The 16,768-nt window shown below is 51.0% G+C and carries 8 protein-coding genes; 2 read left to right on the top strand and 6 right to left on the bottom strand.

Annotated elements, in window-relative coordinates:
* Nucleotides 1-106: 106 nt before the first annotated feature.
* From JT719_RS11000 to JT719_RS11025, 6 genes are all read right to left on the bottom strand, one after another.
* On the bottom strand, nucleotides 107-2,110 hold the full coding sequence (locus JT719_RS11000) for a glycoside hydrolase family 97 protein (RefSeq protein WP_207433099.1): 2,004 nt from the start codon (nucleotides 2,108-2,110) through the stop codon (nucleotides 107-109).
* A gap of 211 nt (nucleotides 2,111-2,321) precedes the next feature.
* Entirely contained in the window at nucleotides 2,322-4,340 is a 2,019-nt protein-coding gene (locus JT719_RS11005; RefSeq protein ID WP_242693137.1) for an alpha-L-arabinofuranosidase C-terminal domain-containing protein, read from the bottom strand.
* A gap of 83 nt (nucleotides 4,341-4,423) precedes the next feature.
* On the bottom strand, nucleotides 4,424-6,790 hold the full coding sequence (locus tag JT719_RS11010; RefSeq protein WP_207433100.1) for a glycoside hydrolase family 127 protein: 2,367 nt from the start codon (nucleotides 6,788-6,790) through the stop codon (nucleotides 4,424-4,426).
* A gap of 171 nt (nucleotides 6,791-6,961) precedes the next feature.
* Entirely contained in the window at nucleotides 6,962-8,446 is a 1,485-nt protein-coding gene (locus tag JT719_RS11015) for an arabinan endo-1,5-alpha-L-arabinosidase (RefSeq protein WP_207433101.1), read from the bottom strand.
* 100 nt (nucleotides 8,447-8,546) lie between these two features.
* A complete protein-coding gene (locus JT719_RS11020; RefSeq protein WP_207433102.1) occupies nucleotides 8,547-10,103 on the bottom strand; it encodes a RagB/SusD family nutrient uptake outer membrane protein in 1,557 nt (518 codons plus the stop codon).
* Nucleotides 10,104-10,144: 41 nt separating this feature from the next.
* The gene (locus tag JT719_RS11025) at nucleotides 10,145-13,222 is read right to left on the bottom strand and encodes a SusC/RagA family TonB-linked outer membrane protein (RefSeq protein WP_207433103.1); all 3,078 of its coding nucleotides are present in this window, start codon (nucleotides 13,220-13,222) and stop codon (nucleotides 10,145-10,147) included.
* Between the two features lie 672 nt (nucleotides 13,223-13,894).
* On the opposite strand from JT719_RS11025, the gene JT719_RS11030 reads away from it, so the two are divergent.
* Both JT719_RS11030 and JT719_RS11035 read left to right on the top strand, forming a co-directional pair.
* Entirely contained in the window at nucleotides 13,895-15,436 is a 1,542-nt protein-coding gene (locus JT719_RS11030; RefSeq protein WP_207433104.1) for an alpha-N-arabinofuranosidase, read from the top strand.
* 198 nt (nucleotides 15,437-15,634) lie between these two features.
* The gene (locus tag JT719_RS11035; RefSeq protein ID WP_242693138.1) at nucleotides 15,635-16,648 is read left to right on the top strand and encodes a glycoside hydrolase family 43 protein; all 1,014 of its coding nucleotides are present in this window, start codon (nucleotides 15,635-15,637) and stop codon (nucleotides 16,646-16,648) included.
* The last annotated feature ends 120 nt before the right edge of the window (nucleotides 16,649-16,768 follow it).

Genomic DNA, 16,768 nt, shown 5'->3' on the forward strand with positions numbered 1-16,768 from the left:
CTGGCCTAAATCATATCTATTACTTTTCATCAACTTCTACACCCATGGCTGATACCCACACCTGAGTTAAGCAATCCTGGCACTACTCCTAGCATCGCAAGCAAGACTATTTCCCTGGGCTTGCCGTCTCCAGGCCCGGGAACACCAGCACGAAGCCGCCATTGGGTTTCAGGTTCACGGTGTATTTGCCACTGGCTGGCACCTCTGCACTCTGCTGCTGAAAACCCGATGCATCTTGCCCGTCTGTGATCAGGTCACCTTTTTTCCGGGGCAGGAAAGACAAATCCAGTTGCAGTTGTTTGGCGGTATTCTCGCCGTTGATGCCGGCCACGTACCATCTGCCGTTCGCCTGCCGGGCCATCACTACCTCTTTCCCGGGGTAACCTTCAACAAACTTAGAGTCTTCCCACACGGTGGGCACCTGGCGCATGTATTCCCGCACGTAGGCGGGCATTTTGGCCATGCCCGAGGGAGTCTCCACGTAGTGCTGAATGCCTGAAATGAACAACACCGACAGGGCCAGTTCAAAGCCTTTGGTGGTTTTGCGGTCTATGTTAGGGATTTTGTCCAAGTTCACGGGCGTGAAATCCATGGGGTCAAAGGCGTTGCGGGTAAACGGAATCACCGTGGCGTGGGCCGGTTCCTCATTGGCGTTCTGCTGCTCAAAGGTGATAAACTCAAAGCCTTTGATAGACTCCATGGTCATGAGGTTAGGATAGGTGCGCTGCCAGCCGCGGGGCAACGTACAGCCGTGGAAATTGACCAGTATCTGGTTTTCGGCGGCGTCCTTCAGAATATCAGTGTAGTACTGCATCACACTTTGCCCATCGCCGCCAAAGAAATCCACCTTCACGCCTTTGATGCCCATCTCGCGCAGCCGTTTGAATTCCTGCATGCGGCTTTCGTGGGTCAGCATTCTGTCTTTGGGCGTATAGGGCGTAGTGTTCCAGTCTCCGGCGGAGTTGTACCACAGCAGCAGGCCTACGTTTTTGGTTTTGGCGTAATCGGCTAGTTCTTTCATTTTGGCGTAACCAATTTTCCGGTCCCAATCGGCGTCAATGAGGCAGTAACTCCATTTCATGCGGCTGGCGTAGTCAATGAAGCGTTTCTGCACATCGTACACGGTGGAGTCATCTTTCAGAAGTCCCCAGCTCCAGGCTGCTTTTCCGGGTTTGATGAACGAGGGGTCTAGTTTGATGGCCGGTTTCGCCAGGTCCGTTCCCAGGGTAGACTCCGCAATGGTTTTCAGGGAGCCTACGGCAATGATGCGCCACGGCGTGTACCAGGGCAAAGAAGATTGGGGGTTCAAGATACCGCCGGGGTGTTTCTCTGGCTCCTGCGGAAACGCGATGAGGTACTCGCCGCCCGGTGCGTTCTGCGCCAACCTGGAGGCACAATAATCGCCTTCCGGGGCAGACTCCGTGATCAAAGCCCAGTTCTCTCCGCTCTGGAAAAGCGCCGGAAACACCCACCCTGCCTTGAGCGGCGAAGGCGTGCCCACCGGGATGCCCTTCAGATAATATTCCTCATAAGACGGGTTGGTCTGGCTCCAGCCGGTCTTGGCCTCTGACATAGGCTGCAGCCACCCTTTGGCGCTCTCCGGAAACCTGAAACTGGTGATCTCCTGGCTGATTTTCTTTTCCCCCGAGGTCTGGCCGGGGAAATAGTACCTAAAGGCCACGCCGTCATCAGAGACCTGAAAAATGACCTCCATCTTTTGGCCGCTGGCATTCTTGAGGCGGAAAGTGCGTTTGTTGGCTTTGTAGGAATTTCGCCTGCGTTTAGCCGTGAGGATTTCATAGGTGTCCTGCACCTTTTCCACGTCAGACACAGACTCCAGCGCCAGGCCTTTGGTGAAATCGGTGTCTTCCATGAGCACGCCCAATCTGGAGTCCTGCAACACCGGAGCTCCGCCGCGGGAAACCGAGTAGGTAGCCTGTTGGTCTGGCGTAAGGCTGAACCGAACGGCAATGCTTTTATCCGGGCTCTCCACCAGATACTCCTTCTCCAGCGCAGCGCTGAAACCAGTGGTCCCTTTTTGAGTGCAGGCACTGAGCAGGAACAGCCCCAGCAGCAGGAGACCAGTAAATCTATTCACAAAGATTGTCATCCTATGGGTGCAGTTTAACCGCTTAGAAATAGAAATCAACAGACACAAGGGGCACCGTTTTCGGCTTGGTCTTCAGAAATCAGCCTTAAAACAGCCCGCCGGGTATTCATAAGTAAAGAGAGAAAGGGAGCGCAGGAGCGGGTGTTTCCAGGCTGAATCCCCCAAAACAGCCCGAAAACGAAACCACAAGCCTTAAACCGCTCCCTTCTCTTTACTTGGTATTCTGTGAGTATTGGCCCGCGTTTGGAGAAACTTTCACCCTGATCACGTTCACTGAGTAAGGCTCCAGCGCCAGTTTCACGCGTTTGTTTTTCACCTGCACCTGCTGTTGCACCGGACTGATGGCCGTTGGGTTGGCGAAGGTGTTCATCTGCTCCAGGTTGCTGCTTCTCAGTTTCTGCAGGGTTCCTTTGCTTTGGGTGCTTTTCACTCCGTCAATCAGGAACTCGCCTTCCTGCGCCTTACCAGAGGTGTTCACCACTTTCAGGATCACTTCGTTTGTTTTTCTATCCATACTGGCCGAGGCAAACAGACTGTCCTGGCCGGTTACGTTGGCGTTGTTGCGCTGGATAGGCACCAGGTGCGTACCCACGTTGGTAGAGAACAGTTTCTGCACGTAGTAATTAGGTGTCCCGAAGGCTTGCAGGTTGTTCACCCAGATCATGTCTGGGGTCCACTGCCAGCCTTCTTCATGCGCGAACAACGGCGCGTAAGAGGCCATTACCACCACATCGGCGTTGCGCTCCAGGCCGGTCATAAAAGCGGCTTCTGACAATGCTCCGCGCCAGTTGTTTTTGTTATCCGGGCTGGCGATGGCTACGGTTTGGGAAGCATACTCTCCGGCAAAGATTTTAGGTCCTTTGCGGTCATATTTATCATAGCGGGTAGCATTTTGCTGAAACCACTCCGGCGCGCGGTAATAGTGCTCGTCAATGATTTCGGCGTTGAGGCCGCGCAGGGTTTTGTCCAGGTACTCAAACTCAGGACCATCTGGGAAAGGCCCGGTGGTAGTAATCAGCTTCACCTCCGGGTATTTGGCTTTCAGGGCCTTCACAAACAGTTTATACCGATCAATGTACTGCTCGCCCCACTGCTCATTGCCCACCCCCAGGTATTTCAGGTTGAACGGAGCCGGGTGGCCCATCTGCGCGCGGATTTTGCCCCACTCAGAAGTAACCGGCCCGTTGGCAAACTCAATCAGGTCCAGGGCATCCTGGATGTAAGGATCTAACTGGTCCAGCGGCACTACCTCGCCGGTGTTGAACTGGCAAGCCATTCCGCAGTTCAGGATGGGAAGCGGTTCTGCCCCAATGTCCTCAGACAATTGGAAGTACTCAAAGAAACCTAACCCAAAGGTCTGGAAATAATCTGGCGTGTGCCGGTGCTTGAACTCAGTGTTCCAGCGGTTCACCAGGGTGGCACGGTTCTCCACATCGCCAATGGTTTTTTTCCACTGGAAACGCTCATCCAGAGTACGTCCTTCCACAATACAGCCTCCGGGGAAACGCAGGAAACCTGGTTTCATATCGGCTAACAACTGCACCATGTCGGCGCGGAGGCCGTTAGGGCGCTGCTTCCAAGTATTCTTCGGGAACAGGGAAATCATGTCCAGGTCCACCGCTCCCGGGCCTTGGGCCAACACCTGCAAACGGCCTTTGGGATCTGTAGCGGTAGCCGTTAAACTGGCGGTGTATTTCTTCCATTCCTGGCCGGCGGGCGTTACGGTGGCAGACCCAATTTTCTCGCCTTTTGAGTTCAGCAGTTCAACGGTAATGGGCATGGTGCTGCCAGGCTGCTGCCTTGCCCAAACAGAGAAGTTGTACTGCTCGCCTTTCTTGAGGCCCATGCCCCGGAAACCCTCGTTCACCAGACCATAGCCCTGGCCAGCCTTGGAAGTAAGGCGCAGGAACCTTGGGTTGGTAGGGTTTACTCCGCCGCGGTTATGTACCAGCAGGCTGCCTTCCGTATTCGGCTGCTTTTTCTCCTGCCAGCCCATCATGGGCGTATCAAATTCAAAGGAACGGTTCTTAACCAACTCGGCGTAGATACCACCATCGGCACCCAGGTTGATGTCTTCAAAGAAAATGCCGTACATGGTGGGGGCTATCTCGCCGTACACCTGATCTGCTTTCACCTGGAAGGTCTTAGTGGAAGGAGTCTGCGCCGACACATTAAGCGCCAGCATACAGCCGGTAGCTAGGGCAGCAAAGGAAAAGGTTTTGTGCGTCATGGTGTTCAAATAAAAAGGTACTATCTATTTTTTCGGTTCAGGACTGTTCACCCGCCAGCCTGTATTCTCAATGGGAAACAAGGTTACTTCAGCAACCGCACCTCGTAGATGCCGGCCGTGGAAGAGCCTTCTTTCGCCATAAACTTTATTTTAAGGGTATTATCAAAAGCTTTATTCACTATTTCTGCGGGAATATCATATTCCACGTCCACAAACTTGTCGCCCCCGGAGCCGTCTGCGGCTACCGTTGTCAACAACTTGTCATTCACCAGAATCTGAAAGTTGCGGTCACGGTCAAGGCCGTAGTAAGTGACGCGCAGCTTGCGGGCACCCTGGCCTTTGTTTTTCAGGTTATAACTGAACCAGCCCCGGGCATGGCGCCAGTGCCGGTCTTTGAACACGCCGGTCTCGGTGCGCTCTCCCTGGAAGCCATGATCAGACTCGGGCTGCTGTTCACCGGGCAATACCAGGTCTACTGTTCTCTGGGCCAAGGCCAGTTTTTCTCTTTCCTTTTCTTTGATGGCTGCTTTTCTGGCCTCCAGCCCTTCTGGGGTGGTCACCGGCCAGTAGACCATGTAGCGGGCATCATGGATCTGGTAGAAAGGCACCAGTTCCAGGGCCTGCTCTGGGTTCTGCCCCACCAACCCGGTCAAAGTAAAGGTAAATGGTTTGCCAGGCAGCGGCATGACATGAGTTGTCAGATCTTTGCCGGAGGAAACCAGCAAAGGAGCTTCTTCCAGTGGATACAACGGCCCATTGGCTATATGCCCCATGCGGCTATCATCTGCCAGCAGATTGGGCATGTCTGATTTGCCGGTTACCGCTGCCAGAACCATCGGGCCATGCACAAAGGACACCCAGGGTGATTTGTCTGGCAGGTACTCTGCTTTGGTTTGCATGGGCAGCACCACGGTTACTACATCACCAGACTTCCATTTGCGCTCAATGCCGGCGTACCCGTTGGCAGAAGAAGCCACCTTGGTTTCTTTGCCGTTCACCAGTACTTTGAACTGGTTTTCCCGCACCCATTCTGGTTGCCTGATGTAGAAGGTGAACTTCTGGGCTTTCTTCAATTTCAGCTTTATTTCTGATTTTTCCTCAAAAGGGAAAGCCGTGGTTTGAGTTAAGGTGAGACCTTTCTCTTTCCACTCCAGTTCAGAAGGAATGAACAGGTTCAGGTAAAGACCTTGGTCTGCATGGGCGTAAATGAGTTCCCCGTATTTGCCATGGTTCTCCAGGCCTGAGCCCACGCAGCACCAGAAGCTTTCCTGCGGGCTGGAGTACACCCGGTAATGGCGGGGGCGCATAGACGTAAAATACACAAATCCGCCCCTGGTGGGGTGCTGCGAGGAGAGGATGTGGTTGTACAACGCCCGCTCATAGTAATTGAGGTAATCTGCCGAGGCCTTGTTCAGATACAACTGCTTTGTGAGCTTTAGCATGTTGTAGGTGTTACAGGTCTCGGGGCCTTCATTGCTTTCAAGCATGGACGTGAAGTCCTGTGACGGGTGGAAGTGCTCGCGCACACTGTTGCCGCCAATAGAGACCGTCCGGTTGTTCACCACGGTGTTCCAGAAAAAATCAGCCGCCTTGGTCCAGGTGTTATCCCCGGATACTTCGGCCACCCGCTGGTAGCCAATCACCTTCGGGATTTGGGTGTTGGCGTGCATGCCATTGAGCTGGTCTTTCCCCTGCAGCAAGGGATTCAACACCGATGTCTGGGAAAACCGACGGGCCAGGTTCAGGTATTTCTGGTCACCCGTGATCTCAGCTACATCGGCAAACACCTCGTTCATGCCACCGTGCTCGCTGCGAAGCATGTCCTGGATTTGGGCATCGGTGAGGTTCGCGGTCAGGTCCAGGCACCAATCTGAGAGCTTGATGAGCATGTCTTTCGCTTTCTCGTTCCCGGCAAACCAGTAGGCATCGCGCAAGCCAGCATAGGTTTTATGGATGTTGTACCAGGGCACCCATTTCTTGTTCAGGGAGAAGCTGCCGGCGTCTATCTTTCCGGCTTTGATGTCCTGCCACATCTGTTTTCCGCCGGGCGTTCCTCCCAGGTAGCCGTTGCCGCTTTTCTGCTGACAGGCTTCCAGTTGGTCTACCATGTAATTGATGCGGCGCAAAAGTTCAGGATTCTGGGTGGAGGCATACATCAGGGCCATGGCCGAGAGGTAATGTCCGCCAATGTGGCCGTCTAACCCAGTATTCTCCCAGTTGCCGTAGTTTTCTGCCTTGGGCCGAATTCCGGCTTCTTTCTGAAAAGGAGCCAATAAACGGTCCACGTCCAGGGCTAGAATGTAAGACAGGTCTGTTTGCTGCGCCTGCCGGAAAGGGCTCTCCAAAAGGCGCACAGAAGACAAAGGAAAGGTTTGCAGCTTGCTTGTCTGGGCATATCCCAGCACAGGAAGCAGCGCAACCGCTAAGAACCGTAAAGCTTTGTGTATCATAGGAACTCTTGAAAATAGAGATAAAAAGTTGGGGGTGTCTCTTTACAGCAAGATCAATTGTTTTGTGCCTGCTTTCCAGAAAACTGCCTTAAAACAGGGAAGAAAGAAAAGGTGCAGGTGCACTGAAGAAGGGTTTCCTCTCCGTACACCTGCTTGTCCAAACTAACTCACCTATTGTTTCTTTTTCAGCCAGATGGCTAATCCGCCGCCGTTTAAACCAGTCATGACAATGGTAGAAGCTTTTTTATTCTCCCAATCTCTTTCTCTGGACACGTGCAGTTTATCAATGAACGCTCCTCCTCCCCATCTTAGCTCAAGCCACGGCGCATTGTACACCCAGGTGTTATTAGGGTCATTGTTGATGGTTCCGTTGGCTGCCAGCGTGGTGTTGAAGGCTGTTGAGAAGTTAGGATCGGTTTGCTCGTTTGCATAACCAGGCACCACGGTTTGGGTAAGCACAATCTGCTCGTACTCCCCGGCCAGTTCAGCGGTGGTTACCGGGGTCTGCTCTACGTTGGCGTATCGCTCCGGCGAAACCATGGGCCAACCTTCCGGAGTCCAGATGATTTTGCGCACGTGCATCACCATAAAACCTGGGTTCACGCCGGGTCTTCCCTGGTGAGCCATGTAGTACTGTCCGTTGTCCTGAAATACCGCCGGGTGCGACACTCCCTGCCAACCGCCATGGTTCATGAATTTGTAAGGCGATAAGATCATTGGGCCGTTGTCTTCCAGGTTATCCACGTTTACGCCGTTCCAGTCCAGGAAAGGTCCGTTGGGGCTGGTGGAGCGGAACACCCGCACGTTGTATTTGGTAGAAAGCCAGTCATACGCTACAAACAGGTAGTACATGTTGGTCTGCGGATTGTAGATAATCTCTGGTCCTTCCAGGTTTCCGTTTGGCATGTTGCCCGTTCTTCCTCTTCTGGCAATGCGCACTCCTTTGTCGCCGGAGGCTAAAGGCAAACCTGTGGCAGGGTTTAGCTGTAACTCAAAAAGGCCATCCCAGGAGGAGCCGTACACCATCCAGTGCTGTCCGCCAGGAGTCACTACCACAGACGGGTCAATGGCGTTAGTACCCGGCCCCTCGTTCACAGAAGTCACTACCAGGCCTTTCTCGGTCCAGGGACCTTCAGGAGAGCTGGACGTAAGCAACCCGATGGCGCTTACCCGTCCCTCTGTAGCAGCCAGAGAGTAGTACAACCTGAACTCGTTTCCTACCTTCATGATAAACGGAGCCCACAAGCCTTGCACCGGCGTGGCGCCGTTAGAAGTGATATGCTGTACTCCCAGAGCGGGTAAGGCATTCACAGCCCAGCCTACATATTGCCAGTCTACCAAATCCTTAGACCTACGCACCATAATACCCACTCTGGGAGCCGAGCCGTACGCAACGTCTGTGCTGTAAGCGTAGAACCATTCTCCGTGTTTTACAATGGAAGGGTCGTGGAGATTGTAGGGCCCCCACTGCATGAAGAAGGCGTTGGAAGCGATTGGCGCGTACGTATCATTAAGCCCATCTAGCGTAAACGGTTTGGGAGCAAAAATCTCCGGGTCTACTTCGGTCAGAGCTTCCTCGTCGTCTTGACAGGCTGACGTGAAAATGGTAGCTGATAGCAGCGTATAGGTGAATATTTTTTTGAAGATGTTCATCATAATGCCCCTTGATTAAGATAGTTCAACTAAGCCTTAACCCGCCGCTACCTTGAGTTTGCCTCAAGATAAACACAAGGCAGCGGCGGAGTTAATGTTCTACTTATTTGTTAGCCGGATTTGGAAGCAGGTTTGCGTTGTTGTCCAACTCTGACTGTGGAATTGGCAGGTATTCATTGCCAGGTGTCCAGGTGTTGAAATCATCATCGTGCTCTTTCAACATGGCCAGTTTAGCCGGATCGTACAACCAACCCCACCGGATGATGTCATGGATTCTCTGGCCTTCAATGGCAAACTCCAGGGCGCGTTCGTGGGCAATCTGATCCCGCATCTGCTCTATGGTCATGTTAGGTCTTACCGTGGCCAAGTCAGGCAATTTAGCTCTTGATCTTACTTGCTGAATGTAAGGGTAAGCCTCTGCCGTACGGCCCAGTTCGTTGAGAACCTCGGCATACATCAACAGGATGTCGGCGTAGCGCAGCACCCGGTAGTTCATACCGCCCGTTTCCGGCGTTTCAAAAGGCACACCCTGGCCTTCCATGGTGTATTTTCTAGGATAGATCTGGTTGCGGATGTTATCTGGCCAGGGTGCTCCGTAAGCAGTTGTGTTTCCTTCTGCCTCATTGTAATAAAGAATGGTGGCCGGTAATCTTGGGTCAACCTGATTATCAACCGTTCTTTCCTGTCTGTATTCATTATAGATCCACTGGGTAGGCTGATAGTCTGACCAGGCCTTTCCCTGCATACCGTAGGCTACCGGCAAGGCAATGAATTGTCTCCAGTTGGCGCTTGGCTCCCCGGTCCAGTTTCCTACCGAGCCGCCGGTAGCGCTGAACTGCACTTCAAACAAAGACTCGGCGTTGTTCTCGTTGGTGGTGGTGAAATTGTCTCGGTAATTAGGCACCAATGAGTATACTCCCTGTAAAGGACCAGAGAAGAACTTGGCAAACTGAGCCTCGGCTTCGGTATACATTTTCCGGTACAGGTATGCCTTACCCAGCAATCCGGCGGCGGCTCCTTTGGTGGCCCGTCCTTTCTGGCCTCTGTCTGGGCCAACTACGGCATCAAAGTTGACAGGCAGCATCTCTTCTCCGTTTCTCAGGTCAGAGAAAACCTGGTTCCAGAGTTCCTCCTCGGTAGCAGTTGCAGGGTAGTATTCTGTTTTGTCAAAAGGAGGCTCGGTGATCACCGGAACCGCTTTATAGGTGGTGGCTAGGTTATAGTAGGCCAATCCGCGCAGGAAGTACGCTTGTCCTAAGATCCTTCTTTTAGCCTCTTCGTTGATAACGCTGGCATCCATTTTACCTACGTTGGCAATCACTTGGTTTGCCCGGAAGATGAGCATGTAATGGTCTCTCCAGATCCATTGCGTTTCTGCGGCATTAGTAGGAAGTGTGAACTGACCGCCTAGCTCCAGGTAAACGGCCGGGCTGTCGCCGTACATGTCATCTCCGCGGCTGTCATTGAAGCTGGGAAATGTTCTCTGGTAGGTACCGTCTGTGATTAAGGCGTTATATACAGCGTTTACTCCGGCAAAGGCCTGGGCTTCTGTGGCCCAGTATGCATCTGCAGTTTGCTGGTTAGGGTTGGTGATTTCTAATTCATCATCGCAGCTAGACAGGAGCATCAATGCGATAACATAGTATTTTATCTTTTTCATTTTAAACCTCTTTTGCGTTTAACAAACCTGAATTGCTAGGACTAGAAGCCAACTTGAACACCCAACATGACAGTCCTAGGTCTTGGGAAAGAGCCATTGTCAAAGCCAGGCTCAAACACTCCAGCCGTGAAATCTGGATTGTAGCCTTTGTATTTCTGGAAAGTGTAGAGGTTTTGGCCTGTTAGATACACCCGCGCCTTGTCAATCCCTTTTACAAAGCCTGGCTTGAAGTTGTATCCCAGAGAAACCGTGTTGATGCGCAGGTGCGTACCATCCTGCAACCAGCCTTCTCTGTTAGAATCTCTACCGTTTTCATTAGGGTCTGTCCAGATCAGGCGCGGGATGTTGGTATCGGTATTGGTGGAAGTCCAACGGTCCAGGATATCCTCGTGCCAGTTGTCATCGCCACCGGTGTGCATCAAGGTTCTGTACAGTCTGCTGTTGATCAGGTAACCACCTTTACCGGAGGCGAAAATGGTCAAGTCAAAGCCCTTGTAAGAAGCGTTGAAGTTTAAGCCGTAAGTGTATTTAGGAATACCGCTGCCCAGGTATGTGCGGTCATAGGTATCAATGATGCCATCTGGCGTACCTTCTGGTCCGCTGATATCACGGAATTTCAAGTCGCCAAGAGAGGTACCTGGCTTTTGGAAAGCATGGTTGTCAATCTCTTCCTGAGACTGGAAGATACCGTCTACCAACCAGCCGTAATGGCGCCCTACCTCACCACCAATCTCGGTGATAGAACCCACGCCCAATCTTGAGTTCACATTGGTTCCCAAGCTCAATACCTCGTTTTTGAGGGTGGTGAAGTTAGCTGAAACCCCAAACTGGAAGTCGCCAATGGTTTGGTTATAACCCGCGGTAAATTCAAATCCTTTGTTCACCAGCGTTCCGGCGTTTACCAACAAGCTCGAATTTACAGAACCTACTGAAGCCGGGATTGGAATATCCACCAACACGTCTTCACTCTTGCTGTAGTAGTACTCGGCAGAGAAATCTATTTTACCTTCAAAGAGAACGGCATCAAACCCTACGTTAGAGGTGGTTTTTTCTTCCCATTTGATGGATTCATCTACCACACTTGTCTGCAAGCCACCCAAAACTCTCTCTCCATTGTTGAAAGTGTACACCACATTGGAGTTGATGGCAGGCAGATAGCGGTAGTTACCAATGTTCTCATTTCCTAGTTTACCCCAGCTTGCTCTGATTTTCAGATCAGAGATAATGGTCTTGGGCAACGTGAAGAAAGATTCGTTGGTTAATTTCCAGCCAAGGGCCAGTGAAGGGAAGTACCCGTATCTGTTTACCGGAGAGAAGCGCGATGAACCATCTCTTCTCATGGTAGCCGTTAACAGGTATCTGTCATCAAAACTGTAGTTCACTCTACCTAAGTAAGAAGAAAGCACGTGCGCGTCTTCTGTGCCCGAAGAGGTACTTACAGCACCGTTGCTCAGCACTGGGTAATAAGGCTTGGTGAACCCTTCGGCATAGCCTTGTCTGAATACTCCGTTTTCGGTTTGGTACATCTGGCCTACCAATACCGCCAGAGTGCTTCTGCCCAGAGTAGCCTCATAGTTCAGGGTATTCTCAATCAAAGTGCTTTGGTATCTTCTTGAGTTGTCATTCAGGCGGGCAATGGCGTTGGGGAAGAAGTAACCCAAGTTGAAGGTAGGGATGAAGGACTTATCCCGGGCAGTCACCACGTCGTGGCTCAGGTTCAACCTGTATTTCAGGTTATGGTTTGCTTTCTTCAGCAATTGCAATTCTCCGTAGCCACTGGCAAAGATGCGGTCTACATCGGTGGTGCTTTTGATCAAGCTATTGTAGCCAATACCGTTAAGAGAGATAGCATCTTCTCTTTCCTGCAAAGTACCGCCAAAGCCCCCTTCATTGGCCGGATCGTACACCGCCATGGTTGGGATGGCAATCACTAAATCATTGATCAACGGGGGTCTGCCACCGGCCAAAACCCCATCGGCCGTTACTAATCCATTTTCGTGTGATCTGGCATAGAACAAAGACTGACCGAACTTGAAAATACCTTTCTCTAAAGTGGTATTTACCCGGGCCGTGTACCGCTCATAGCTTGGGCCGTTCCCTACATAGGTACCTTCGTTCCCGAAGTAGTCCAGTGAGATATTATAGGTACTGGAAGTACCACCACCCGATAAGTTGATGTTGTGGTTCTGCCGATTTCCGGTTTTCAGCCCCTCTTCCTGCCAGTCTGTGTCAATATTGTTGACATACCTGGAATTATTAGGGTCATTGGCTGGAGCAAGCGGTTTGGTTCCTGATCTCAGACGAGACTCATTGTTCAAGGTCTGATAGTTAGCCCGATTAGTTACCGGCATTTTCTGCCATACCTGGTCTATTCCATAATATCCGTTATATTCTACCTGCAGCGGGGTTTCTTTCTTACCCTGACGGGTAGTAATGATGACTACTCCGTTGGCAGCCCGTGACCCATAGATAGCCCCGGCAGAAGCATCTTTCAGCACCTGCATTGACTCAATATCATTTGGGTTGAAATCGCGGGGAACACCCGTAATTGGCACCCCGTCAATCACATAAAGAGGATCTGAGTTACCAAACGTGCCTAACCCTCTGATTCTAACCTGAGGAAAGGCCCCTGGTTGCCCATCGGTGTTTACACTTACCCCGGCTACTCTGCCTTGAAGCATGTTACCCACATCATTAGTGGATACTTTCTTCATATCGGCTACATCTACCACGGCAACAGAACCCGTAATATCTGCTCTGCGCTGGGTACCGTAGCCTACCACTACTACTTCATCTAAAGATTTGGCGTCTGCCTCCAGAGTTATGTTGATGGCCGTCTGGTTGTTGATAGCCACTTCTTTGGGCAGAAAACCTATGTAAGACACTACCAGAGTTCCTGTACCACTTTGCACACTTAAACTGTAGTTACCATCCACGTCTGTAGCGGAAGCAATATTGGTACCTTTCAGCACAACGGAAGCTCCTGGCAATCCTGCCCCACTCGCATCAGAGACCTTCCCCTTAATGGTTAGGCCTTGCGCTGCCACCTGCGTTACTGAGGCATACAATAGAAAGAGCACCACTATCCACCCTTTCTTAATTAGTAATACTTGCTGCATAGGATTATGATTATAGATAAAGATTGTGTGTTCAACTTAGATCACCAGGACTCAAGAAGAGTAGAGCGCAATATTAAGTGTTAAATTTACATTTATCAATTTTTCATAAATGTATCCCTGTTTTATTTTTTTAGCAACAAACAAGGGGTAAAAAATTTCTACAGAATCATTTTGTTAAAAAACCAGCAATTGGTCTTTACATAGGCTCTCTGTTCAGGCACAGGGGGCATGTGTGCCTGGTAAATCATGAGGGCAAACGCCTTCAGAAAGAAACTCCTTTCTATTACAATAGCCTCTGCTGAAGCTTTGTCAAATCACCTCTGCTATAGCCTTATCTGGGTTGTGGCAGATTCATCGGTTCACACCTTATATTATATAGAGAAATCAGGTGTCCTACTTTCTCCGGGTTTTATCTTCCACCCCACCGGGGAGCTGTCTGTTGGCTCTGACGCTCAGGGCCAGTTGGTGGTTTAGTATCTGCTGTGTTGGCCAGACAGGTCTGAGCCTCTTCTGCAGCCCCATTTTTCAACTCTTTGACTGTTTCTTTTCTTAAAGTTAAAATTTGGTTGTATAAATGTAATAAATACACTTATATTTATTGCAAAGTTTTTCAAAAAATATCTTTCACTTTCAAATTCTTCTAGCAGAACACCTATAAAACCAACCATAAGTATGAAGAACGCAATCTTAAGTTCCTTGCTCTTTTTAATTGCCTTAGGGTCTTATGGGCAAAGTACTGCCACCCTCACGGTACCTGCCACCTCTACCAGAACCATTAGCCGGCACATTTACGGGCATTTTGCCGAGCATTTAGGCCGCTGTATTTATGGCGGAATCTACGTGGGGGAAAGCAACACCAAAATCCCCAACACGGCCGGGGTAAGAAACGATGTGGTAGACGCTTTGAAAAAATTGAAAATACCTAACCTGCGCTGGCCCGGCGGATGCTTTGCCGATACCTACCACTGGAAGGATGGCATCGGGCCTAAAGACCAGCGCCCTACTATTGTGAACACCTGGTGGGGAGGCGTAACCGAGAATAACAGTTTCGGGACGCACGACTTTTTGAACATGTGCGAACTGCTGGGCACCGAGCCTTACCTGGCCGGCAACATGGGCAGCGGCGCAGTACAGGAACTAGCCGACTGGGTGCAGTACGTCAACTTTGCCGGCGTGAGCCCTATGTCTGCCCTGCGCAAGAAAAACGGCCGGGAGAAACCCTGGAAAGTGAAGTACTGGGGCATTGGCAACGAGGCCTGGGGCTGCGGCGGCAACATGACCGCTGAGTACTACGCCAACGAGTACCGCAAGTACGCCACCTTTGTCTCAGACTGGGGTAACTCAGGCGGCCTGTTCAGGATTGCCTCCGGCGCTAACTCCGCGGACTACAACTGGACCGAGGCCCTCATGAAGATCATCCCTAAAAACCTGATTGAGGGCGTGGCTCTCCACCATTACTCTGTGATCAACTGGGATAAGAAGGGACCATCGGTGAAATTTGATGAGCAGCAGTATTTCTCCACCATGAAGCAGGCGCTGTTCATGGATGAGCTTATCCAGAAGCATTCTGCCATCATGGATAAATATGACCCAGAGAAGAAGATTGCCTTGGTTGTTGACGAGTGGGGCGGATGGTATGAAGTGGAGCCAGGCACCAACCCAGGTTTCCTGTACCAGCAGAACACCATGCGCGATGCCATGATTGCCGGCTCTACCCTGAACATCTTCAACAACCACTCAGACCGCGTACGCATGGCCAACCTGGCCCAGATGGTGAACGTGCTGCAGGCCGTTATCTTAACCGAAGAAGAAAAAATGCTGCTCACGCCTACTTACCACGTCATGGAGATGTACAATGTGCACCAGGACGCTACTTACCTACCACTTACGGTGAAAAGCACAGACTACACCTTGGGCAATGAGAAACTTACCGCCGTGAACGGTTCTGCCTCTAAAGACAAGAATGGCGTTACCCACGTTTCTCTGGTGAACATTGACAGCAAGAAAAAGCAGGAGGTTTCAGTGAATATTGAAGGGGCAAACTACAAGTCGGTATCCGGACGGATTCTTACCTCCAAGACCTTGCAGGACCACAATACCTTTGACAAACCAAACCTCATTCAGCCAGTCGCTTTCAAAGGAGCCAAACTGAAAGGTAAAACCCTGAATGTAGAGCTTCCTCCATTCTCGGTGGTGGTGCTGGAAATGAAGTAATCGTTTCCGTATCTAACCCAAAGGCCACCTACCCTGCTCACCAGGCTTCCTGGTTTTAAGCAGATGAATTAATAAGCTGTTTTGGGCCTGTCTTCCTAAAAACAGGCCCAAAACAGCTTTTCTACCTAATTAGCGGGATTCTTCCTCCACTCCGGAGCACCTCACAGCAAAAGCTATTCTTTCTTTATCCTTTGAAGCATGAGCACACTTGCATATCTTTTGAATAACCTACCTAAAAGCATGCTGGCTGCCGGGGTTGGCGCTCTCCTGGGAATGAGCTCCGCGGCAGCTAACCCTTTTACTCCCGCAGACACGGTGTTCAAGGCTACCAGCAATCCTATTATCACGCATAAGTATACCGCAGACCCGGCTGCCCTGGTGTACAAAGACAAGGTTTATCTGTATGCCGGGCATGATGAGGCCCCTGCCAGACGGGAAGGCTACGTCATGAACGAATGGCTGGTATTTTCCTCCCCAGACCTGGTCACCTGGACAGAACACAAAGTACCGTTGCGGGCCAAAGACTTTGCCTGGGCCAAAGGTGAGGCATGGGCTTCTCACGTGGTGGAGCGGGATGGCAAATTTTATTGGTTTTCCACGGTAGAACACGCTACCATACCCGGCAAAGCCATTGGTGTGGCCGTGTCTGACAGCCCGACTGGTCCTTTCAAGGATGCCCTTGGGTCAGCACTCATCACCAACAACATGACCACCGATGTCTCCATTGGCTGGGATGACATTGACCCTGCGGTGTTTATTGATGACAATGGCAAAGCATACATCTTCTGGGGAAACACCACGCTGCATTACGCCAAGCTCAAGAAGAACATGATTGAGCTGGATGGCCCCATCAAAACCATTAAACTGCCCCATTTCACGGAGGCACCCTGGGTGCACAAGCGCAATGGCAATTACTATTTATCTTATGCCTACCAGTTCCCGGAGAAAACCGCCTACGCCATGAGCAAGAGCATTGAAGGCCCCTGGGAATACAAAGGCATCCTGAACGAACTGGTCGGCAACTCCAACACCAATCACCAGGCCATCATTGATTTCAAAGGGAAAAGCTATTTTATCTACCATAACGGCGCTATTCAGCCTGAGGGTGGAAGCTTCCGGCGATCGGTTTGCATTGACAGACTTGATTACAACAAAGACGGCACCATGAAGCGCGTGGTCATGACTTCTGAAGGGATTAAGCCCGTCAAATAAGCCCAAGCACCAGTAAACATAGATCCGTTTCTGACCTGATTTTCAGGAAAGGGCAAAAAAACAGCCTCGCAGGTATTATCTGCGAGGCTGTTTCATTTCAGAGGCTTTGGCATGATGCCC

The sequence above is a fragment of the Sabulibacter ruber genome (assembly GCF_017355955.1).
Classification (GTDB): domain Bacteria; phylum Bacteroidota; class Bacteroidia; order Cytophagales; family Hymenobacteraceae; genus Nibribacter; species Nibribacter ruber_A.